This window comes from Trinickia sp. (genome assembly GCF_057351765.1).
This window is the reverse complement of record NZ_JBMRBK010000071.1, coordinates 71,409-93,687: the sequence shown is the minus strand read 5'-3', so window position 1 is coordinate 93,687 and position 22,279 is coordinate 71,409. Positions and strand designations below refer to the sequence as shown.

The following is a 22,279-nucleotide window of genomic DNA, read 5'->3' as shown; positions in this document are numbered from 1 at the left end:
AGGAGCTGCAAATGAGCAAACAGTTGCAAGACGCATATATCGTCGCGGCGAGCCGTACGCCGATCGGCAAGGCGCCGCGCGGCGCGTTCAGGAACACGCGGCCCGACGAGCTGCTCGTCCATGCGATCAAGGCGGCCGTGGCGCAGGTACCGGGGCTCGATACGAAAGTGATCGAGGATGCGATCGTCGGCTGCGCGATTCCCGAAGCGGAGCAAGGCCTCAACGTCGCGCGGATCGGTGCGCTGCTGGCGGGCTTGCCGCAATCGGTCGGCGGCGTGACCGTCAACCGGTTTTGCGCATCGGGCGTGACGGCGCTGGCCATGGCTGCCGATCGCATTCGCGTCGGCGAGGCCGATGCGATGATCGCGGGCGGTTGCGAATCGATGAGCATGGTGCCGATGATGGGCAACACGCCGTCGATGTCACCACACATTTTCGATCGCGACGAAAATATCGGCATCGCCTACGGCATGGGGCTTACCGCCGAGCGCGTCGCCGAACGGTGGAAGGTGAGCCGCGAGGATCAGGACAAGTTTTCGCTCGAATCGCACCGCAAGGCGATCGCGGGACAGCAGGCGGGCGAGTTCCGCGATGAGATCGCACCGTTTCAAATCGTCGAGCGCGTGCCCGATCTCGCGAGCGGCGAGGTCAGGACCAAAACGCGCGAGATCGCGCTCGACGAGGGGCCGCGTCCCGATACGTCGCTCGAAGGACTGGCGAAGCTGCGTGCGGTGTTCGCCAACAAGGGCTCGGTGACGGCGGGCAACAGCTCGCAAACGTCCGACGGTGCGGGTGCGCTGATCGTCGTCTCCGAAAAAATTCTCAAGCAGTTCGGGCTGACGCCGCTCGCTCGCTTCGTGAGCTTCGCCGTGCGCGGCGTGCCGCCCGAAGTCATGGGCATCGGCCCGAAAGAGGCGATTCCGGCGGCGCTGAAGGCTGCGGGGTTGAAGCAGGACGATCTGGACTGGATCGAACTCAATGAAGCATTCGCCGCGCAATCGCTGGCGGTGATTCGTGAATTGGGCCTCGATCCGGCCAAGATCAATCCGTTGGGCGGTGCGATTGCGCTCGGCCATCCGCTCGGTGCGACGGGCGCGATCCGCGCGGCCACGGTCGTCCATGGTCTGCGTCGGCGCAATCTGAAGTACGGCATGGTGACGATGTGCGTCGGCACGGGTATGGGCGCTGCGGGCATCATCGAGCGGCTTTGAGGGCCGGCACCTGGCCGTCTACGGAGTTCGCGGTCGGACGATCGGGTGCTCGCCGCCCGCCCGCGAACTGTTTGTCCGGTAACGATCTTCGAGGAGACGCAGGCAATGGATATTCTGGTCGAACGCGCCGAAGGCGTCATGACGATAACGTTCAACCGGCCGGAGAAGAAAAACGCGATTACGTCCTCGATGTATCGTGCGATGGCCGACGCGCTTGCGCAGGCACATGACGACGCCAGCGTGCGTGCGATTCTGATTCGCGGCGGCGCGGCAGCGTTCAGCGCGGGCAACGACCTCGAAGACTTCATGAAATCGCCGCCGACGGATGCCGATGCGCCGGTCCTGCAGTTCCTGCGGAGCATCAGCACGGTCGACAAGCCGGTGGTCGCGTCGGTCGCGGGCGTCGCGATCGGCATCGGCACGACGCTGTTGCTTCACTGCGATATCGTCTACGCCGCTGAATCGGCGGTTTTTTCGCTGCCGTTTGCGCAACTGGGGCTGTGCCCTGAGGCCGCCTCGAGCTTGCTGCTGCCGCGTCTTTGCGGCCATCAGCTCGCGGCCGAGAAGCTGTTGCTCGGTGAGCCGTTCGACGCCGACGAAGCGCACAGAATGGGGATCGTGAATCGGTTGCTACCGGCAGCCGAACTCGAAGCCTTTGCGTTCGGGCAGGCGACGAAGCTGGCTGCGTTGCCCGCTTCGTCGCTGCGCGTCACGAAGATGCTGATGAAGCGCGCGCACACGCATGAAGTCGCCGAGCGCATGAACGACGAAGTCGTCCACTTCGGCAAGATGCTGCTTTCGCCGGAGGCGCGCGAGGCGATGACCGCGTTTTTCCAAAAGCGCAGACCCGATTTCAGGCAGTTCGATTGAACAGGTCCTAGGCCGTCGTGTAGTCCACGTAGCCCGCTTCGCGGCAGAAACTGAGCAGGCGAATTCCGGCTTGCCGGGCGATCGAAACCGCCAGCGACGAAGGTGCCGAGATCGTCGCGACCATCGGGATGCCGACACGTGCCGCTTTTCGTACGAGCTCATAGCTCGCGCGGCTCGACAGGAAGACGAACCCGTCCGTCGTATCGGCGCGCTGCAGTATGAGATGGCCGATCAGCTTGTCCAACGCGTTGTGGCGTCCCACGTCCTCGAACGCCGCGACGATCGATCCCTCGCTGTCGCACCAGGCGGCGGCGTGCAAGCCGCCCGTGAGCCTCGTCAGGACTTGATGCTCGGGCAGCTCGCGCGCCGCGCGCGCGATCGCATCGGGAGCCAGCCGCGCGAGAAAACCATGCTCGGGTACTCGTTCGGGGGTGAGGTCGAGCAAGTCGATGCTTTCGATGCCGCAGACGCCGCAGCCCGTACGGCCCGCCAGCGCGCGGCGGCGGTCCTTGAGCGCGACGAATGCCTGCTGAACGACCGTCAGCGCCACCTCGGCGTAGGGAATGGGTGCCGCGTCGGCATGGATCGCAACCTCGATGTCATGGATATCGCTACCGCGCTCGACGATGCCCTCGGAAATCGAAAACCCGACGGCGAACGCCTCCAGATCGCGCGGGGTGCACATCATCACCGCATGCGAAATCCCATTGAATACGAGGGCGACGGGCCATTCCTGGCCGATGCGGTCGGTCACGGACTCGACCGCGCCCGCTCGGTGCCGGCGCACCGGTTGTTCGATGGCGCCGGCTTGCTCGGCGTAGTCCAGTGGGTCGTTCAAGGTCGCTCCTCGGCATGTTCCAGGTGACCGGACGGTGCGTTGCGCCGTTGCCGGTCGAATAAGGTTCTAAAATACCCGAAGCCAGCTCGGCCTGCCGGACGAGGCATTGCCGCCTCGAAACACGAGGACTCGGTCATGGGATTGCACGAATCGCCGCTGATGTTCGATTTCGAAGCCGTATCGTCGGAAAACCTCAAATTCATGCCGATGTCGGTCCGCTTCAATCTGGATCGCTTCGGACTGCGTATTTCCCTCGCCCAGTGGCAGTGCCTGCCCCATGCCGATCGCGTATTGCTGGCGCGGTTTCCCGTCGACGAGGACACGGCCATCGAGCCGAACTTCGACCATGCGCTGTTCGAAATGATGCGTACTCACGCCAACGTCGAGCCCGATTGGTTCGCGCCGGAGCCGAACCCGGCGTGGCGCGAGACGTCGGTCGTGCCCGACGGCGTGCAAAATCAGTGCCGGATTGCCGGACTCGAGCCCGTCGAGGCGCAGCGCTGGGGCGGGCTCGATCCATTCAAGCGGTATGTCCTGACGAAGCTTTCGCGCAAACCCGAGGGCAATCACGATTTCGTGCCTGCGATGCGCGAGTTCGGGCTCGCGGACCTCGCCCGACCGTAGCGCCGGACCTCCTCTGGGGCCGTTTTTTGCGCGCGCCCCTCAAGTTTTCGCGATCGCTGCCGTTATCGATAGGTTGGCACGTCAAAAATTCGATTCACTCGCGGTGCCACCCTATAGGTTGGCGAGCCCGGCGCCGTCGGCGATCGAGGCATGCTCAGCCCCCGTCCGAACGGCGTTCCGAATCCATGACTTCCTTTTTATCGAAGCGGCTGCTGATCAACCTGGTAGTCGTGGCTGCCGCGGTGGGCGCGAATGCGTTCGTCGCCTATACCCAAATTCGCAGCGAGCGTGCGACGAACGAGCGTACGCTGCGCTCGATGAGCGTCAAACGCGATCTCGACGCGTACCGCATGACGCTTGGGGCGGGCCTGGCCGCGCTTGGACGGTTCGAAATCTCCGGCTCGGCCGTGTCGCCGACGCTCGGCGCCGCCCAGGAAGCCCGCCTTGTCGACATCAAGGGGCGGCTTGTAGCCGAACTGGCCGACGAACCGGCGATGAGCACCGCGCTCGAGACGCTTTTCGCAGCTGGCGACGCCGCCGAAGCGGGAACGCTTGCCGCTCTGGAACGCGCGGCGGCCGATGACGATTCCGAAGCGCATGGGTGGGCGACATCGGCGTACGCCCGGCTGGGGGCCAGATTCGATCAGGTGGACGATGCGCTCGCCACGCTGCGGATTCGCGAGGACGAGGCGCTCGAGGCATCGCTTGCCGAATCGACGCGCTCGGCTCGTCTTGCGACATTGCTCGTCGTCCTCACGATGGTCCTCGGGTGCGGCCTGCTCATCTACATGTTCGGCGCGCGTGAAAGCGCCGCACGCGCGAAGCTGCGCGTTGCCCGAGCCATGCGGCGCAGCGACGAGCGGTTTCGCGAGCTCTTCGACGCGCACCCGGTGCCGATGTGGATTTACGACCGGGAAACGCTACGGTTTTTGGCGGTGAACGCCGCGGCGCTCGAGCAGTACGGCTATACCGAGAGCGAGCTGCTTTCGATGACGATCCGGGATATCCATCCTTCCGACGAACTGCCCCGCCTAGAGACGTATCTCGACCGCAGCGCCACGTTGCCGAGGCGTGGCCGCGTCATGGCGGGTGTCTGGCACCATCAGCGTCGCAACGGCTCGCAGCTGTCGGCCGATATTTCGAATCATGCGCTGAGCTTCATGGGCCGCTCCGCAATGTTCGTGTTGGCCGATGACGTGACCGAGCAGATTCAGGCCGAAGCGGAGGCGCAGCGTTCCAATCAGATGCTCGAAAGCATCATCGACAATATTCCTCAGCGCATTTTCTGGAAGGACCGCGAATCGCGCTATCTCGGCTGCAACATGGCCTTCGCCCGGGACGCGGGGCTCGCCTATACGGAGCAGGTCGTCGGCAAGACCGATTACGACTTGCCGTGGAAGAACATGGCCGAGGCGCTCCAGCGCTCCGACCTCGAGGTGATGGAAACCGGCGTGCCGAAAATGAACGCCGAGTTCGAAGTGATGATCGACGGCGCGCACCGCGCCGGTATCACGAGCAAGATTCCGCTGACGAACGGCGATGGCAAGGTCATCGGCGTACTGGGCTCCTATACGGATGTCACCGATCGCAAGCGCTCCGATCTCGCGCTGCGATTGCAAAGCCGGGCGCTCGACGCGAGCGTCAATGCGATCTTGATCACGGGCGCGGCCGAACGCGGGCACTTGATCGAATACGTGAACCCCGCGTTCAAGCGGATCACGGGCTACGATCCTGCCGAGGTGGTCGGCCAGGATTGCCGTTTTCTCCAACGCAACGACCGCGACCAGGAAGGTCTCGCCGAAATACGCGAAGCCCTGGCGGCAAATCGCGAGGTGAGCGCTGTGCTGCGCAACTATCGCAAGGATGGCGCGCTGTTCTGGAATCAGCTGTTCATCGCGCCGGTGCCGGATCCCGACGGCAAGACGACCCACCATATCGGCGTCATCAACGATGTGACCGAGTTGATCCGCTACCAGGAGCAGCTCGAGTATCAGGCGAACTACGACAGCCTGACGAGGCTGCCCAATCGCAATCTGTTGCGCGAACGTCTGCAGCAATCGATCGCCCGAGGCTTGAGCCTCGCTGTCGTCTTCATCGATCTCGACGGCTTCAAGAACGTCAATGACAGCCTGGGCCACAGCGTCGGCGACCGCCTGCTCGCCGTCGTCGCCGAGCGGCTCGCGCGCAGCGCGCGCCCGGGCGATACCGTCGCACGTCATGGTGGGGACGAGTTCGTGATCGTATTGGCCGACCTCGTCGAAAAAGATGCGCTGATCCATTGGATGGAGCGCGTGCGCGCGACGATCTCCGAGCCCGTCATGCTGGACGGCACGGAGCTCTTTGTCGGATGCAGCATGGGGGCGAGCCTTTACCCGCAGGACGGCGAGGATGTGGAAACCTTGCTGAAAAAGGCCGACCTCGCCATGTATCGCGCAAAGGACATGGGCCGCAATACGTTCCAGTTCTATCAGCCCGAAATGAACACGAGCGTCGGCGCCCGGCTGAACCTCGAAAGACGGCTTCGCCGCGCGTTGCGCGACGGTGAGTTTCTGCTGCATTACCAGCCGCAGGTCGATATCGAAACCGGCCGCATCGTCGGCATGGAAGCGCTCGTGCGCTGGCTGGACCCCGAAGTCGGGCTCGTGCCGCCTTCCGCCTTCATTCCCGTGGCGGAGGAGAGCGGGCTCATCGGCCCGCTTTCGGAGTGGGTGCTGCGCGAGGCGTGCCGGCAGAACAAGGCCTGGCAGGACGACGGGCTGCCGCCTGCGCGCGTCTCGGTGAATCTTTCGGCCCGGCAGTTCCAGCAGCGCGACATCGCGCGGCTCGTCATGTCGGTTCTCGAGGAGACTGGCCTCGAGCCTCAGTACCTCGAGCTCGAGTTGACCGAAAGCGCGATCATGCGAAACGCCGAGGAGGCCGTCGTGATGCTCAATGAGCTGCACGCGCTCGGCATCGGGCTCGCGATCGACGATTTCGGCACGGGCTATTCGAGCCTCAGCTACTTGAAGCGCTTTCCCGTCGATCGCTTGAAGATCGACCGCTCGTTCGTATCGGATATCGGCGCCTCGAGCGACGACGAGACCATCACCTCCGCGATCATCGCGCTCGCCCATTCGCTCGATCTACAGGTGATCGCGGAGGGCGTCGAGACGGCCGCGCAACTCGACTTCCTGAAAGAGCGCGCGTGCCACGAGATGCAGGGGTATTTCTTTGCGCGCCCGATGCCGCACGACGCGATTTCGCATCTGCTGCAAGCGGAGCGCTCGGGCGCCGCGGTAATCTGAGCGTTCCGCGCGGGGCCCGTTGCGCTACTTGAGATCGGGCAGCTTGCGCGGACGGCGTTCGTGATCGGTCGCCACATAAGTGAGCGTGGCCTCGGTCACCTTGACGACTTCTTCGGCCAGACTCATGCGCTGCGCAAACACTTCCACATCCACGGTGACGGACGTGTTCCCCGTCTTGACGATGTCGGCATAAAAGCTCAGCAAGTCACCGACGAACACGGGCTGCTTGAAGACGAACGAGTTGACGGCGACCGTCGCCACGCGGCCGTTGGCGCGCCGGCTGGCCGGAATGGAGCCCGCGATATCGACTTGCGCCATGATCCAGCCGCCGAAGACGTCGCCGTGGACGTTCGCGTCGGCGGGCTGCGGCACGACGCGTAGCGTGCAAACCTTTTGCGGAAGCAGAGGTGAAGTCATAAAAATACCGTGAAAAAGGAAAAAGGCGCGGCCGTGGACGGCGCCAACGCGCCCGATGCGCTTCTGCGACAATACTCGGTGCGCTGAGTCGAGCGTAGGAATTGTACAGATAACCGCCGTCCCCACGGCCCCCGATACTGCCATGCGCCGTTATTCCGCTTCGAGTGAACTCGCCCCGCCTTCGAGCGCGCCGCGGCGCGATTGGCAAACCATTCGCTCGCTGTTGCCTTATCTGGCCGGCTACAAGGCACGCGTCGCGCTGGCGCTCACTTGCCTGATCGGTGCCAAGGTCGCCAACCTGGGCGTGCCGATCGTCATGAAGCGCATCGTCGATGGGCTGGTCTCCATGCGGCAACTGACCGCCCTCGGCCGCGCGGCGAACGATCCTGCGATCGTGCTGGCGGGAGGAATCGGGTTGCTGGTCGTCGCCTATGCCGTCGTGCGGCTATCGACTTCGCTTTTTACCGAGTTGCGCGAGATTCTCTTTTCGAAGGTCACCGAAAGCGCTGTGCGGGACCTTGCGCTCAAGGTCTTTCGCCATCTGCATTCGCTCTCGCTGCGCTTTCACCTCGAACGGCAAACGGGCGGGATGTCGCGCGATATCGAGCGCGGCACGCGCGGCATTCAGCAACTGATCTCCTATTCGCTGTACAGCATCTTGCCGACACTGGTCGAAGTCGGGCTCGTCCTCGGGTTTTTCATCGTCAAGTACGAGGCCTATTACGCCATCGTTGCGCTCGTTGCCCTCGTCGTCTACATCGTCTTCACCGTGAAAGTGACCGAGTGGCGCACGCATTTGCGCCGCGCGATGAACGAACTCGATTCGCGCGCGAATTCGAGAGCGATCGATTCGCTGCTCAACTACGAGACGGTCAAGTACTTCGGCAACGAAGCGTGGGAAGCACAGCGGTACGACGAAAACCTCAAGCGGTTTCGCGCAGCGGCGATCAAATCGCAGAACTCGCTGTCGCTATTGAATTTCGGCCAGCAAACGGTCATCGGCACCGCGCTGGTTTTCATCCTTTGGCGCGCGACGTCGGGCGTGATGGCGGGGCGGCTCACGCTCGGCGACCTCGTGCTCATCAACACGTTCATGCTGCAGCTCTATATTCCGCTGAACTTCCTGGGCGTCGTCTATCGCGAGCTCAAGCAGGCCCTCACCGATATGGACCGCATGTTCACGCTGCTCGGCACGGAGCGCGAGATTCCGGACGAGGCCGGCGCACAGGCGCTCGCGGTGCGTGGGGCCGAGCTCGAATTCCGGCACGTGTCGTTCGGCTACGAGGCCGCGCGGCAGATTCTGTATGACGTGAGCTTTACGATTGCGGCCGGTACGACGACCGCAGTCGTCGGCGCGAGCGGCGCCGGCAAGTCGACGCTCGCGCGGCTCCTGTTTCGCTTTTACGATCTGGACCGGGCGTCGGGCGGTTCCATCCGTATCGATGGGCAGGACATTCGCGATGTAACGCAGGACTCGCTGCGTCAGGCAATCGGCATCGTGCCGCAGGATACGGTGTTGTTCAACGACACGATCTACTACAACATCGCTTACGGCCGGCCGACGGCAACGCGCGAGGAAGTCGTTGCGGCCGCGCGCGCGGCGCATATTCACGATTTCATAGAGGGGCTGCCCAAAGGATACGAGACGCCGGTCGGCGAGCGCGGGCTCAAGCTGTCGGGCGGCGAGAAGCAACGCGTGGCGATTGCGCGCACATTGCTGAAGAACCCGCCGATACTCGTGTTCGACGAGGCGACTTCGGCGCTCGATTCGCGCTCGGAGCGTGCCATCCAGGCGGAACTCGATCAGATTGCGCGAGGGCGCACGACGCTCGTGATCGCGCATCGCTTGTCGACTGTCGTTCACGCGCATCAGATCATCGTCATGGAGCACGGCCGGATCGTCGAGCGCGGAACGCACGCGCAATTGCTGGCTGCGGGCGGGGCGTTCGCGCAGATGTGGGCGTTGCAGCAGCAGCGCGCGGTTCGCGATGCGGGTTCAGGTGAGCAGCATGACGGGGTGCTTCGACAGGCAGCGGACTAGATCTGCAAGCGTGCGACGCGCTGACACGTCCGGATTCCTTGGGAGGGCCGGCCCGACAGTCCCGTAGGGGACTGCGGGCCGCACGCACGCTGGGTGAATCGACGCATGCCGATCAGTGCTTGCTTGCCGCTGCCGTCTTCTACACTTCCCGCGCGTGGGTGGCGCCCGGCCAGACGCCGCTCATTTCGATCTCGCGACGTCCCGTCAGCCATTGCCCCAACGGGGTGGCCCAATGGAAGGTGTAGTTGTCGTCATTGACCACGCCTTTGAATTTCACTTCGACATGGATGTCCGTCGCATGCAGCGGGATGTTGCTGACGGTCTTCGAAATGCCGCCCGAGAGCGTAAATTCGTTGTCTTGCCGTCCGTGCGGTGTGTCGTAAGCCAGCTTGATATGTGTGATGTAAGTGCAGCCGGGCTTGTTGTTGAAGAAGATCTCGAACGCGCCGAGGCGCGTGATCCAGTTGGGAATCAGCAGTTGTCCATCGAACGATGCGACCGTATAGGCGATCGGTACGGCATCGGGCGCAATCTCTCCCGGCTTGAACGGCCACAGGTGCTGGTCGACGCTTTTATGCTGGTTGACCGAGAGGAACGAACCCTTGCCGTTGACCCCGCCGAGCATGTCCTGCACCGCGCTCGCCGAACCCGTCAGAGCAAGCGACGAGCTGCTGTCCTGGGAACCTGCGTTCACGCCGCTGTGCGCGTAGATCGCACTGGTGATGACGCCGAAGCCCTGCGAGATCTTCCCGTCGGAGCCCATGCTCACCGATTTGGCCTGTTCGGCGAGCCACTTCAGCGTTTCAGGCTTCGTCAGTGAGGTCAGGTCGTTGATGTACTTTTCCGTCTCGATGCTGAATTCCGATGCGATTGCGCCCGCGGACGAAAACTCCCACTTCACTTCGAGGCCGGCCTTGACCTTCGTTCCGGTCTCCGGATCGGTACCCGATCCGTCGAGGTTGACCTGCGTTTCCGTGCGGTGAACGTTGCTCGACGACAACTTCCACTGATTCGGAATGGTGCGGCTGCTGTGGGCAACGCCCGGCGTTGCCTCCCTGACGAGCGTGAAGTCGCCCGTGTCCGGGGTAATGATGCCGACGGCGCCCGGGGCGAGTTTGGGTGAAAGTGTCCAGTTGCCCCAGTAGGCCGGGCGACCGTTGCGGATCAAATCGGTAAAGGCGCGATTCCAGTTCACAATTAGTTCTCCTAATTAATTTCGACAGCTTTCGACGAGAAATGCAGTCGCCGTCTCGAACAAAAACTGCTGTTCGATCGCAGGTCCTCGCGCCGGCTCGTGACACTGGGCCGCGCGAAACCATTCTGCAGATGAATCGGGATCGGCCGCTATACGGCAAATGAGGTATGGGGACGAACGTGCATCGCCGGACGGCCGCGCAGCCGATGGCCAGCGCGTGATTTACGCCCGTGGTGTATGAAGCGGGGGAGCGCTCGAATCTACGGTGTCTGCTATCCGGCGCCGATTGGCAGCTTTTCCGATGGCCGAATTCGCCCGGCGCGGCCCGTTATCGGACGGATCCGCGCTCCCTTAGCCGCCGATCGAGCGCGTCGAGCTGCGCCGGCGTGCCGACGTTCTCCCACAAGCCATCGAAGACTTCGCCGCTTGCGCGCCCGGCGGCAATGGTCTCGCGATAGTAAGGCCTCAGCGCGCGCCGCTCGCCGCGCGCCAGTCCCCGAAACATTCGCGTGTCGTAAAGCCCGATATTGCCGAACGTATAACGTGGCGAACCGTCGAGCGAGAGCGCCCCGTCGACGAGCGCGAAGTCGCCCTCGGGATGAAACGATGGATTCGGCACCATCACGAGGTGCATGCCGGGCTCTTCCATCGCCGCCAATCGCGCCGCGGGCCCGGCGAGCCGTTCGTAGCCGAAGTCGCAGTAGACGTCGCCGCTGACCGCGGCGAAGACCGCGGGCGCTCCGTCCTCTTCGAGCAGCGGCAACGCCTGAGCGATGCCGCCGGCTGTCTCGAGCGCGGCCCCTTCCGCTGAGTAGGCGATGCGTACGCCCCAACGCGAACCGTCGCCGAGCGCGGCTTCGATCCGGTCGCCGAGCCACGCATGGTTGATGACGATCGTTTCGAAACCGGCCCTGGCCAGCCGCTCCAGTTGCCAGACGATGAGCGGTTTGCCGCCCGTTTCGAGCAACGGTTTGGGACAGGTATCGGTGAGCGGGCGCATTCTCTCGCCGCGCCCGGCCGCGAAGATCATCGCGTGGGTCAAAAGTGGATTCAGCTTCATCGTGCGCGGGGCGTCAAAATGTATAGCCGACTTCGCTCGCACGTCCTTCGAGCTCGTCGAGCAATCGTGCGAATGGCGCAAGCGGCCGGTAGCGCTCGCTCACCTTGCGCGCGTAGCCCATGAAACGCGGTAAGTCGGCGAGATAGCGCGATTTGCCATCGCGATGGTAAAGCCGTGCAAAAAGCCCCAGGACCTTGATGTGCCGCTGCAACCCCATCCACTCGATCTGCCGGTAGAACTCGCCGAAGTCCGCATCGACAGGCAGCCCCGCTTTTTTCGCGCGCTCCCAGTAGTAGACGAAGCAATCGAGCTCGAACTCCTCGTCCCAGCTCAGGAACGCATCGCGCAGCAGCGACGCGACATCGTACGTGATCGGGCCATGGACCGCGTCCTGAAAATCGAGCACGCCGGGATTCGGCTCGCAGACCATCAGGTTGCGCGGCATGAAGTCGCGCAGCATATAGACCTGCGGCTGCGCGCGAGCGCTGGCGATCAACAGCGCGTAGGTGCGGTCGAGGACGCCGCGTATGTTCTCGTCGACGGTGCGTCCGAGGTGCCGCTCGATGAACCATTCGGGCATCAGTTCCATCTCGCGGCGCAAGAACGCCTCGTCGAAAGCCGGCAGTACGCCCTCGCGCGAGCCGGCCTGCCAGCGGATCAACGCGTCGAGCGCGTCACGCATGAGCGGCCGCGCGGCTTGCGGGTCGCCGGGGTCGAGCACTTCGATGTAGGGCGTCGTGCCCAGATCGGTGACGAGCATGAAGCCCTGCTCGAAATCGCACTCGAGTACCTGCGGCACATGGACGTCCGCACTCGCGAGCAGACCGGCGATCTGAGCGAACTCGCGGCATTTTTCGGGCGGCGGGGCATCGACGGCAATCAGTGTCGGGCCATGCGTGCCCGAGCTTTCGAGGCGAAAGTAACGGCGAAAACTCGCATCGGCGGATGCAGGGGCGAGCGTTGAGAGGTTCAGGCCATAATGGGCCTGGTGTGCGCGCAGCCAGTTGGCAAGCGCGTCGATACGGGCATCGGCCGGACAAGTATTCGTCATAACGGGGGGAGGCAAAACGTCTTGCCATATAATACCCGACGACTTTTCACGATGCGCCCCGTGTCGGCCTTTGCACGGTCCAGTTTGACCGCCCGTCGTCCCGTGCGTCGAGCACGCCGCTCGTGCGCGACGAGACCGCCACCGGATACCGGCGGTGCACGTCGTGCGACGGCGCCGTGCCTGGCTGCCGGGCCGATTCGCCAATCGATACATGCCGCCCAGACAGTTTCTTCGAACGAATTTCTCCGGCGATAGCGCGCCGCGCATGAAACGCCTCGCGGCTGCGCTGATCGCCATGCCGGGCCTGATGCCGTCGGTCTCGCACGCGCAACTGACGGGCGCAGCCGCCCAAGCGCAGCAGCTCGACGCGCCATGGGGCCTGAGACTCGCTCCGCAGATCGAAGAGCATCCGGTCGCGGCCGGCGGCTCGCCTGCCACGTTCGCGCTGGGCGACGACGCGATCGGCACCGCCGATCGCGATGTCGCGGCCAAAGGGTCGGCCGAGATTCGGCGGCCGGCCAACGTCATCAAGGGCGATGCCCTTCACTACGACGAGGATACCGATCGCGCCGATGCCTACGGCAACGTGCGTCTGATCGGCAATGGCGTGTCGTTTGCCGGCCCTGAGGCGCATTTGTGGGTCGAGGCGAACGCGGGATACATGCCCGTACCGAAATATCGCTTCACGCTGCGTGGCGGATCGGGCAGCGCCAAGCGGGTCGAACTGCTCGACCGCGAGCGCTCCGTGTTCACCGATGGCACTTATACGGGCTGCCAATGCGAGACGCGGCCCGCGTGGTATATCCGTGGCAGCGAGTTCGATTTCGATACCGGCTCGGATGAAGGCGTGGCCCGCAATGCGGTGCTGTTTTTCCAGGGTGTGCCGATCTTCGCGAGCCCCTGGCTCTCGTTTCCGCTGAGCGGCGAAAGGCGCAGCGGTCTGCTGCCGCCGCTTTTCTCGGTGAGCTCGACCAACGGCATCGAATTCTCGCAGCCGTACTACTTCAACATTGCGCCGAATCGCGATTTCACGCTCACGCCACGCATCATTTCGAAACGCGGCGTGCAAACGCAAGGGTCGTTTCGATATCTTTCGCCGACATACACCGGCACGTTCACGGCCGAGTATTTGCCGAACGATGCGATCAAGCGCAAGGATCGCTACGCGATCTACTGGCAGCACAACCAGAACCTGGGCGGCGGCTTCGGCGCGTACGTGAACTACAACCGGGTATCGGACGACACCTACTCGCAGGATCTCGCGACCGTCGGCAATCAGTTCCTGGTCGGCACGCAGATCATCTACGACCAGGAAGCGGGGATCACGTACAACAACGGGCCCTGGTCCGTGCTGGCGCGCGAGCAGCACTGGCAGACCTACAACGACGCCGCGGCGCCCTACGGCCGCGAACCGCAGCTGAACGTGAAATACACGCGGTACAACGTCGGCGGGTTCGATTACGGCGTGGAAGCCGACTACACCCGCTTCCACATCACGGCCGCCGATGCGACGCAGGGCAACCGGCTCATGTTCAACCCGTACCTTTCGTACGGCTTGATCGGGCCCGGCTATTTCGTCGTGCCGAAAGTGCAGATGCACTTCGCGTCGTACAACCTGACGACGCTCGGCTCGACGGCCCCCGCTGGCCAGCCGAAAAACTTCACCGAGTCGATTCCGACTTTCAGCTTCGACACGGGCCTCATCTTCGAGCGCTCGCTGCGGCTTTTCGGCGAAGACTATATCCAGACGCTGGAGCCGCGGCTTTACTACGTCTATACGCCCTATCGCAATCAGAACTTCGCGCCGCTGTTCGATACCGCGGAGTCCGACTTCGGGCTTGCCGAAATCTTCACGCCCAATACGTTCGTCGGTAACGACCGGATTGCCGATGCGAACCGCCTCACGGCTGGCCTCACGACGCGCTTCATCAACGCGGCGACGGGCGACGAGCGCGCGCGGTTCGTCATCGCGCAGCAGTATTACTTCCGCGATCAACGCGTGAGACTCACATCGAGCGACCCGATTCCGGCCACGAGCCATTCGGACCTGATCGCGGGCGCGTCGATCAAGCTCGGCGCAGGTTTCGCCTCGGAAACGGCGTTCCAATATAATGCCGACAACAACCAGCTGGTGCGTTCGAGCGTCGGCTTCGGCTTCAGCCCGGAGGCGCGCAAGGTCGTGAACGTGGCCTATCGTTACACGCGGGCCAACGACACGCTCGACAATGAGCCGATCAACCAGTTCGTGGTATCGGGCGAATGGCCGATCACGCGCCGGCTCTACGGCGTGGGGCGGTTCAACTACGACCTGGCCGGTCACCGCATCGTCGACGGGCTGGTCGGCTTCCAGTACGATGCCGATTGCTGGACGCTCGGCGTCGGCGTCCAGCGTTACGCCAACGGCATCAATTCGGCAGGCGGAGCCCGCTCGTCGACGCGTATGCTCGCGCAGTTGACGCTGAAAGGCTTGTCGAATGTCGACAACGGACTCACGGCAGCATTCAGGGCCAGCGTGGCGGGGTATACACCGCCGCCGCCCCCGCCGCTGCCGGTTTCGCGTTATTCGAACTATGAATGAAGCGCGACGATGCGGGGCTCGCATGCGCGCAATCGATTTTCGCAAAACGGGGCAGGGCTCGATTTCGGCGGCCCGATATGAATGGAGTAGCTGTGGCAATTTCGAATAAGCTTCGCTGGGCAACGCTCGCGGCCGGTATCGGGGCCGCTCTGGTCTTCATGCCGGCGGGGCCGGCCGCGGCCCAGGCAGTGGCTGCTCCGAGCGGGCAGTCGGTCGACTCCGTCGCGGCCGTGGTCAACGACGATGTCATCACGGAGCGCGAGCTGCAATTGCGGGTCGATCTCGTGGCGCGCCGCTTGCAGCAGCAAAATGCGCCGGTGCCGCCCTCCGACCAGCTGACGCGCCAGGTGCTCGATCAGATGATCCTCGAGCGCATTCAACTGCAGCGCGCGAAGGAAGACGGGATCACCGTGGACGACGCGGCTGTCGACGCGGCGGTGCAGCGTCTCGCGAAGGCGAACAACATGTCGCTCGAGATCTACCGCGCGCGCATCGAGGCGCAGGGCGTGCCGTGGTCGGTGTTTACGCGCGACGCGCGTACCGAGTTGACGCTTTCCAAGCTGCGGGAGCGCGAGGTGGACAGCAAGGTCACCGTGTCCGATGCCGAAGTGGCGAACTACATCGCGAGCCAGCGCGGGCCGGACGCGAAGGTGCAGCAGGACCTGCGCATCGAGCACATTCTCGTCAAGGTGCCGGAGGGCGCGTCGCAGGATGTGCTGGCGGACGCGCAGAAGAAGGCGCAGTCGATCCTCGATCGCGCCAAGAGCGGCACGAAATTCGAGTCGCTCGCGAAAGAGCAGTCACAGGCGGCCGACGCCAAAAAGGGCGGCGACCTCGGTTTCCTGCCGCCTTCCCGGCTACCCGAAGAGCTCGTCAAGGCGACCTCGGCGCTGCGTCCGGGCGAGGTGAGCCCCGATCTCGTGCGCACGGCGGACGGCTTCGAGATCGTGCGACTCGTCGATCGCCGCACCGGTGTCGGCGGTACCGCAAGCGATGCACCGAAGCTCGTCCAGACGCACGTGCGGCATATCCTGCTGCGCGTGGGACCGGGCGGAGTGACCGAACAACAGGCGCGCCAGCAGGAGCTCGATATCCGTCAGCAGATCGAGGCGGGCGGCGACTTCGGCAAATTTGCGCGGACCTACTCGCAAGACGGTTCGGCATCGCAGGGCGGCGATCTCGGCTGGATCAGCCCGGGCGAGACCGTGCCGGAGTTCGAGCGCGCGATGAACAATCTCAAGGACGGCGAGATCAGCCAACCGATTCGCACCGAATACGGCTACCACCTCGTACAGGTACTTGGCCGGCGCGAGGCGCAAGGCTCGGTTCAGCAGCAAATGGACCTCGCGCGGCAGGCGATCGGCCAGCGCAAGGCCGAGCAAGCCTACGCGGACTGGCTGCGCCAGTTGCGCGATTCCGCCTACATCGAATACAAGCTCGGCGGCTCGCTCGCGCAGCAATGAGTCATTGAGCCATGGTGCGCGCCCCTCACTCCCCGCTGCGGATCGCGATTACAACCGGTGAGCCCGCCGGTGTCGGTCCTGAGTTGACGGCGATGGCGCTCGCCGGTGCCGCGGCGCACTGGCCCGATGCAAACTTCACCGTGTTCGGCGACGCCACGTTGCTCGCTGCGCGCGCGCGTGCGGTGGGCGTCGATTGGGTGTCGCTCGTTGCCGAGGCCGCGCCGGGTCGGGTGGCGTCCGTGTGCGTCGAACACCGGCCGCTCGCCAAGCCGGCGGTGGAGGGGCGGCTCGATGCGGCGAATGGCCCTTATGTGCTGCGATTGCTGGATGACGCCATCGACGGCGCGCTGGCCGGCACGCTCGACGCCATCGTCACCGCTCCGCTGCAAAAGAGCACGATCAACGACGCCGGCGTGCCTTTCACGGGCCACACCGAATATCTCGCCGAGAGGACGAATACGCCGCGCGTCGTCATGATGCTCGCAGGCACGGGTGTGCGGCCGCTACGGGTCGCGCTGGCTACCACGCACTTGCCGCTGAAGGATGTACCGGGTGCGTTGACGATCGATGGCCTCGTCGAAACGCTCGTCATCATCGAGCGGGATCTGCGCCGCGATTTTGGACTGCCGGTACCGCGCATTCTCGTGACCGGATTGAACCCGCATGCAGGCGAGAGCGGCTATCTGGGGCGCGAGGAGATCGATGTGATTTCACCGGCGCTGGCGATTGCGGCGCAGCGGGGGATCGATGCGCGCGGTCCTTATCCGGCCGATACGCTGTTTCAGCCGCGTTATCTCGATCAAGCCGATTGCGTGCTGGCGATGTTCCACGATCAAGGTCTACCGGTACTCAAGTACGCGACATTCGGCGAGGGCATCAATGTGACGCTCGGTTTGCCGATCATTCGAACGTCCGTCGATCACGGCACGGCGCTCGATCTGGCAGGCACCGGCCGCGCCGACGCGGGCAGTCTCATTGCCGCGATCGATACGGCCGTCACGATGGCGCGCAACCGGCGCGGCGGCTGATCGCTTCGGCGGTCCATCCGTCCGGTATCCCCTCGCAATTCATCGTCTTTCATTCGGCGCTTCAACGACGCAATGTCCAACAGCAGCAAACAGCATCAAGGCCATTTCGCACGCAAGCGTTTCGGCCAGAACTTCCTCGTCGATCTGGGCGTGATCGACTCGATCGTTGCGGTCATTCGGCCGTTGCCCGGCGAGCGGATGGTCGAGATCGGCCCGGGGCTCGGTGCGCTGACCGAGCCGCTGATCGAGCACGTGGCCGCGCCCGGTTCGCCGCTTCACGCCGTCGAGCTCGACCGCGATCTCATCGCGCGGCTGAAGAACAAGTTCGGAGACCGCCTGGCGCTGCACGCCGGGGATGCGCTGGCATTCGATTTCGCGACGCTCGTCGACACGCAAGCGCGTCCAACGCTGCGTATCGTCGGCAATCTGCCCTATAACATCTCGAGTCCGCTGCTCTTTCACTTGATGGCATGGGCGCCGATCGTCGTCGATCAGCATTTCATGCTGCAAAGCGAGGTGGTCGAGCGCATGGTGGCCGAGCCCGGGACGAAGGCGTTCGGACGGCTTTCGGTGATGCTGCAGTACCGGTATGCGATGGACAAGCTGCTCGATGTGCCGCCCGAATCGTTCCAGCCCCCGCCGAAAGTCGATTCCGCGATCGTGCGAATGATTCCCTATCGACCGGACGAGCTCGTGCCCGTTGACGAGCGGGCCTTTGGCGAGCTGGTCACCGCGGCTTTTTCGCAGCGCCGCAAGATGCTGCGGAACACGCTTGCAGCCTATCGCGACCGAATCGACTTCGAGGCGCTCGGCTTCGATCTCGCGCGCCGTGCGGAAGACGTTCCGGTCGAGGAATACGTGCGTGCGACGCAGGCGCTGACGTCTTCCTAGGCGGATGTAGTAGGAGCAGCGCCGTTCCGGCGAGCGGGCGCGTTCACGAGTACGATGCCGGCCAAAACGAGCGCCGATGCGGCCAGAAAGCGGGCGCTGAACGACTCCCCCAGCAATACCACGCCAAAGGTCACCCCGAACAGCGGGGTGAGGAACGAGAACACGGACAGGCGCGACGCCATATAGCGCGTCAAGAGCCAGAACCACGTCAGATAGCTCACGAAGGCCACGATGACCGCCTGGTAGGCGAGGCTCGCCACGGCCAGCGCCGTGATATGGATCGTGTGCGTCTCGCCGCGCAGGAGCGCCAGCGCGAACAGTACGACGGCGGAAACGGAGAGCTGATAAAAGAGCGTCTTGCTGGCGCTCGTGTGCGACAGCGACGTAGCTCTCACGACGACCGTCGTCGCGGCCCAGAGGGCCCCGGCCAGTACGCCGAGCGCGTCGCCGGCGAGGCCCGTGAGCACCGCGCCGGCAGCGGGTGCGCGTGCGAAGCCGTCGGCGAACGCGAGCGCCATGCCTGCGAAGGCGACGACGATGCCCAGCCATTGCACGGCCCGCATGCGCTCGCCCGGTACGAAAAAATGGAGCCCCAGCGCGGTGAAACAGGGCGCCGTATAGAGGAAGACCGCCATACGGGACGCGCTCGTCAAAGTCAGGCCGAGAAAGATGCAGACGAATTCGCCGGCAAACAGCAGACCGGCAGCGAGCCCGGCACCGAGCGTGCCGTCCGCCGCAAAAAGCCGCGTGCCGCGGGCGCGTGTCCAGCCCCAGACGAGCGCTGTGGCGATCGCCGAGCGCAGGGCGGCCTGCAGCATCGGCCCGATCAATCCGTTCGTCGATTTGATCGCGACTTGCTGGAATCCCCAGATCGCGCAGAGCACGACCATCGTCAGAATTGCGAAGGTATCCGGTGCGCGGCGCAGCGGCGGCGAAGCGGAGGCAGCGAGGCGGGAGGCGGCTGTGTTCATTATGTCCTGTCTGGGCAGGCGCGACGGATCGGCGGCGCGTGCCGGGTAACATATCAAAATGCCGTGGCCGCCGCACTGCGGCTGGCGAGTAACCGTACGCCCCAAAGGGGCAAGGCACGGCCGCCGCATTGTTGCTAGAGTCGCTTTTTTTCAGAGGAGCATGCTATGCGCTTGCTGCACACGATGCTACGCGTCGGCGATCTCGATCGTTCGATCGCGTTTTACACGGAATTGCTGGGCATGAAAGTCCTGCGTCGGCAGGACTACCCGGAAGGCCGTTTCACGCTGGCGTTCGTCGGCTATACGGACGAGAGCGAAGGGACGGTGCTCGAGCTCACCCACAACTGGGATACGAAAGCGTATGACCTGGGCAACGCGTTCGGCCATCTCGCGATCGAAGTCGACGATGCCTATGCGGCTTGCGAAAAGATCAAGGCGCAAGGCGGCACCGTCGTGCGCGAGGCGGGCCCGATGAAGCATGGAACGACCGTCATCGCGTTCATCGCCGATCCCGACGGCTACAAGATCGAGTTCATCCAGAAAAAGCGCTGACGGACGCGCGCCTGAGCGGTGCCGAGGCCCGGGCTAGAGAGCGGGGAGCAGCTCGGGCGGGTGGTGCTTGAGCGTGTGCCGCGCTTCGCGAAACTCGGGAAAGATCGATTCGACCGTCTGCCAGAAGCGCGGGCTGTGGTTCATTTCGCGCAGGTGCGCCAGTTCGTGCGCCACGACGTAGTCGACGATCGACAGCGGAAAGTGAATCAGTCGCCAGTTCAGGCGGATGCGCCCGTCGCTCGAACAACTGCCCCAGCGCGTTGCGGCCGACGAGAGTGCGTAACCCTTGAACGAGACGCCGAGTTTTTGCGCATAGACATCGAGCCGCTCGCCGAACACGCGCTTGGCCTCGTTTTGCAGCCAACCCTGCACGCGATCCTTGATCTGCTGGGCGTCGACATGGGCCGGCAACGCGAGCGCGAGCACGGCCGCCTCGGGATCGAAGCGAAGCGCGCCGTGCGATGAGCCGAGCGCGACGGTGACCGGTTTGCCGAGAAAGGGGATCTGCGCTCCATCGCGCCACTCGATGTGCGGCAGCGCGCGCTGTTCGGCGCGGGTTTGCCATTCGGACAGCTTCGCGAAGATCCAGCGCTGCTTGCCCGCAATGGCGGCTTCGATATCGGCGAGCGTAACCCACCGCGGCGCCGTGATGGTCAGGCCGCTGCCGTCGATCGTGAAGCCGATGGTGCGGCGCGTCGAGCGCTTGAGTCCATATTCGAGCGTACGGCCGTCGAGCGCCAGCCGGCGAAGCTTGACGCCGGGGGCAAATTTCGTGGGATCGGGCGATTGAAGGGAGGCGGGCGCCGGTGGCGCTTCGAGGGGCGGTTCGGCGAACAGCGGCAAGTCGAGTTGCCGATTGTCGAGCGCTTTAGCGCGGCTGGGTGGAGCAGGTTTGGGCATCGCTATAGTAAGCATCCGGATCGATACGGCGCATCTCGGTTTCGATCCATGTCTCGACGCGCGTGTTGATCTCATCCGCCGAGAGCCCGACGGTATCGATCGGCTTGCCGATCGACACCGTAACGATACCAGGGTATTTGATGAACGAGTTGCGAGGCCAGACACGCCCCGCATTGTGTGCGATCGGCACGACGCACGCGCCCGCATCCATCGCGAAACGCGCACCACCCGTTTTGTACTTGCCCTGCGTGCCGACCGCCGTACGCGTGCCCTCGGGAAACATGATGACCCACGCACCTTCGCTCAAGCGCTGCCGGCCCTGCTTCACCACCGATACGAAAGCATATTTGCCTTCCTTGCGATCGATCTGAATCATTTTCAGCATGCCGAGCGCCCAGCCGAAAAACGGCACGTAAAGCAGTTCGCGCTTGAACACGTAGCAAAGCGGGCGCGGCATGATCGCCGGCAACGCGACCGTTTCCCATGCCGATTGGTGTTTGGGGAGGAGGACCGCGGGACCGTCGGGCAGGTTCTCCATGCCCTCGACGCGATAGCGAATGCCGTTCAAGTGACGCGCGACGAAGAGCGTCGTCCGGCACCAGCCAACAGCCATCCAGTAGCGCTTGTCGGCCCGCATGAACGGGAATGCGACGAAGCAGGCCGTGGCGTACGGGATCGTGAAGACGATCAAGAAGCAAAAAAGGAAGAGCGAGCGAAGAAAGCGCATCGGAATCGGAGTCTACTCGTCGCGCTCGGCGAGGTAATCGAGCGCGAAATGTTTCAAGTCTTCATGCACCTTGGTGCCCTCCGGCAGGCCGCCCGCGGCAAGCGTTTTCGCGCCTTTGCCCGTCAGCACGAGGTGCAGGTCGAAGCCGAGTACCGCACCGGCCTGGAGGTCGCGTAGCGCATCGCCGACGACGGGCGTCGCCGAAGGATCGATCTCGAAGCGGTCCATGATCATCTTGAGCAGCCCCGGTTTCGGCTTGCGACATTCGCATTGGTCGTCCGCCGTATGCGGGCAGAAGAACACGGCATCGATGCGGCCGCCCACCGCGGCCGCGGCGCGCTGCATTTTCGCATGCATGGCGTTGAGCGCCGCCATGTCGAACAGGCCGCGCCCGATACCCGACTGGTTCGATGCAACCACGACGCGGTAGCCGGCTTGATTGAGCCGGGCAATGGCCTCGAGGCTGCCGGGAATGGCGATCCACTCGTCGGGCGACTTGATGAACGCGTCCGAATCGACGTTGATGACCCCGTCGCGATCGAGGATGACGAGCTTCTTGCTGAAGGTCATGGCGAGCG

The 22,279-nt window shown here is 64.0% G+C and carries 19 protein-coding genes; 10 read left to right on the top strand and 9 right to left on the bottom strand.

The window, feature by feature from the left end:
• The first annotated feature begins 11 nt into the window (after positions 1-11).
• Positions 12-1,211 carry an acetyl-CoA C-acyltransferase gene (locus ACO1XS_RS19420; protein WP_331569597.1) on the top strand — a complete coding sequence of 400 codons (1,200 nt, stop codon included), beginning with the start codon at positions 12-14 and terminating at the stop codon, positions 1,209-1,211.
• Between the two features lie 105 nt (positions 1,212-1,316).
• Positions 1,317-2,081: an enoyl-CoA hydratase gene (locus tag ACO1XS_RS19415; RefSeq protein ID WP_486391444.1), complete on the top strand. Its 765-nt coding sequence runs from the start codon at positions 1,317-1,319 to the stop codon at positions 2,079-2,081.
• A gap of 7 nt (positions 2,082-2,088) precedes the next feature.
• On the opposite strand, the gene fdhD is transcribed toward ACO1XS_RS19415, so the two are convergent.
• Complete coding sequence (fdhD, locus tag ACO1XS_RS19410; protein ID WP_414720239.1) at positions 2,089-2,907, bottom strand: formate dehydrogenase accessory sulfurtransferase FdhD; 819 nt, start codon at positions 2,905-2,907, stop codon at positions 2,089-2,091.
• A 147-nt stretch (positions 2,908-3,054) separates the two neighbouring features.
• Between fdhD and ACO1XS_RS19405 the strand changes: the two genes are divergently transcribed.
• Both ACO1XS_RS19405 and ACO1XS_RS19400 read left to right on the top strand, forming a co-directional pair.
• Entirely contained in the window at positions 3,055-3,543 is a 489-nt protein-coding gene (locus tag ACO1XS_RS19405; RefSeq protein ID WP_440558834.1) for a nitrate reductase associated protein, read from the top strand.
• A gap of 185 nt (positions 3,544-3,728) precedes the next feature.
• On the top strand, positions 3,729-6,827 hold the full coding sequence (locus tag ACO1XS_RS19400; RefSeq protein ID WP_331569588.1) for a sensor domain-containing protein: 3,099 nt from the start codon (positions 3,729-3,731) through the stop codon (positions 6,825-6,827).
• Positions 6,828-6,851: 24 nt separating this feature from the next.
• On the opposite strand, the gene ACO1XS_RS19395 is transcribed toward ACO1XS_RS19400, so the two are convergent.
• Positions 6,852-7,244: an acyl-CoA thioesterase gene (locus ACO1XS_RS19395; RefSeq protein WP_173255134.1), complete on the bottom strand. Its 393-nt coding sequence runs from the start codon at positions 7,242-7,244 to the stop codon at positions 6,852-6,854.
• A 142-nt stretch (positions 7,245-7,386) separates the two neighbouring features.
• On the opposite strand from ACO1XS_RS19395, the gene ACO1XS_RS19390 reads away from it, so the two are divergent.
• A complete protein-coding gene (locus ACO1XS_RS19390) occupies positions 7,387-9,285 on the top strand; it encodes an ABCB family ABC transporter ATP-binding protein/permease (RefSeq protein ID WP_486391443.1) in 1,899 nt (632 codons plus the stop codon).
• A gap of 139 nt (positions 9,286-9,424) precedes the next feature.
• Here ACO1XS_RS19390 and ACO1XS_RS19385 read toward each other — a convergent pair whose 3' ends face one another.
• The 3 genes from ACO1XS_RS19385 to ACO1XS_RS19375 all read right to left on the bottom strand — a co-directional run bounded on the left by ACO1XS_RS19385 (position 9,425) and on the right by ACO1XS_RS19375 (position 12,591).
• Positions 9,425-10,480 (bottom strand): hypothetical protein, encoded by a 1,056-nt coding sequence (locus ACO1XS_RS19385; RefSeq protein ID WP_486391442.1) that lies wholly within the window; start codon positions 10,478-10,480, stop codon positions 9,425-9,427.
• A 328-nt stretch (positions 10,481-10,808) separates the two neighbouring features.
• On the bottom strand, positions 10,809-11,510 hold the full coding sequence (murU, locus tag ACO1XS_RS19380) for an N-acetylmuramate alpha-1-phosphate uridylyltransferase MurU (RefSeq protein ID WP_486391466.1): 702 nt from the start codon (positions 11,508-11,510) through the stop codon (positions 10,809-10,811).
• Between the two features lie 43 nt (positions 11,511-11,553).
• On the bottom strand, positions 11,554-12,591 hold the full coding sequence (locus tag ACO1XS_RS19375) for an aminoglycoside phosphotransferase family protein (protein ID WP_486391441.1): 1,038 nt from the start codon (positions 12,589-12,591) through the stop codon (positions 11,554-11,556).
• Positions 12,592-12,802: 211 nt separating this feature from the next.
• Here ACO1XS_RS19375 and ACO1XS_RS19370 point away from each other — a divergent pair, with 211 nt between their 5' ends.
• The 4 genes from ACO1XS_RS19370 to rsmA all read left to right on the top strand — a co-directional run bounded on the left by ACO1XS_RS19370 (position 12,803) and on the right by rsmA (position 18,551).
• Positions 12,803-15,169 (top strand): LPS-assembly protein LptD, encoded by a 2,367-nt coding sequence (locus ACO1XS_RS19370; protein WP_486391440.1) that lies wholly within the window; start codon positions 12,803-12,805, stop codon positions 15,167-15,169.
• A 92-nt stretch (positions 15,170-15,261) separates the two neighbouring features.
• Complete coding sequence (locus ACO1XS_RS19365) at positions 15,262-16,632, top strand: peptidylprolyl isomerase (protein WP_331569578.1); 1,371 nt, start codon at positions 15,262-15,264, stop codon at positions 16,630-16,632.
• An 11-nt stretch (positions 16,633-16,643) separates the two neighbouring features.
• On the top strand, positions 16,644-17,660 hold the full coding sequence (gene pdxA / locus ACO1XS_RS19360) for a 4-hydroxythreonine-4-phosphate dehydrogenase PdxA (protein WP_331569576.1): 1,017 nt from the start codon (positions 16,644-16,646) through the stop codon (positions 17,658-17,660).
• A gap of 72 nt (positions 17,661-17,732) precedes the next feature.
• Positions 17,733-18,551: a 16S rRNA (adenine(1518)-N(6)/adenine(1519)-N(6))-dimethyltransferase RsmA gene (gene rsmA, locus ACO1XS_RS19355; protein WP_331569574.1), complete on the top strand. Its 819-nt coding sequence runs from the start codon at positions 17,733-17,735 to the stop codon at positions 18,549-18,551.
• Here rsmA and ACO1XS_RS19350 read toward each other — a convergent pair.
• Positions 18,548-19,522 (bottom strand): DMT family transporter, encoded by a 975-nt coding sequence (locus tag ACO1XS_RS19350; RefSeq protein WP_486391439.1) that lies wholly within the window; start codon positions 19,520-19,522, stop codon positions 18,548-18,550. The two genes, rsmA and ACO1XS_RS19350, sit on opposite strands and share 4 nt — an antisense overlap.
• Before the next feature lie 165 nt (positions 19,523-19,687).
• Between ACO1XS_RS19350 and gloA the strand changes: the two genes are divergently transcribed.
• Positions 19,688-20,074 (top strand): lactoylglutathione lyase, encoded by a 387-nt coding sequence (gene gloA / locus ACO1XS_RS19345; RefSeq protein ID WP_173259216.1) that lies wholly within the window; start codon positions 19,688-19,690, stop codon positions 20,072-20,074.
• Between the two features lie 33 nt (positions 20,075-20,107).
• On the opposite strand, the gene ACO1XS_RS19340 is transcribed toward gloA, so the two are convergent.
• The 3 genes from ACO1XS_RS19340 to gmhB are packed head-to-tail and all read right to left on the bottom strand — an operon-like array spanning position 20,108 to position 22,271.
• Complete coding sequence (locus ACO1XS_RS19340; RefSeq protein ID WP_331569570.1) at positions 20,108-20,974, bottom strand: M48 family metallopeptidase; 867 nt, start codon at positions 20,972-20,974, stop codon at positions 20,108-20,110.
• Complete coding sequence (locus tag ACO1XS_RS19335) at positions 20,943-21,701, bottom strand: lysophospholipid acyltransferase family protein (protein WP_331569568.1); 759 nt, start codon at positions 21,699-21,701, stop codon at positions 20,943-20,945. The genes ACO1XS_RS19340 and ACO1XS_RS19335 overlap by 32 nt, the downstream gene beginning before the upstream one ends.
• Before the next feature lie 12 nt (positions 21,702-21,713).
• Entirely contained in the window at positions 21,714-22,271 is a 558-nt protein-coding gene (gene gmhB / locus ACO1XS_RS19330) for a D-glycero-beta-D-manno-heptose 1,7-bisphosphate 7-phosphatase (RefSeq protein WP_331569566.1), read from the bottom strand.
• Positions 22,272-22,279 lie beyond the last annotated feature (8 nt).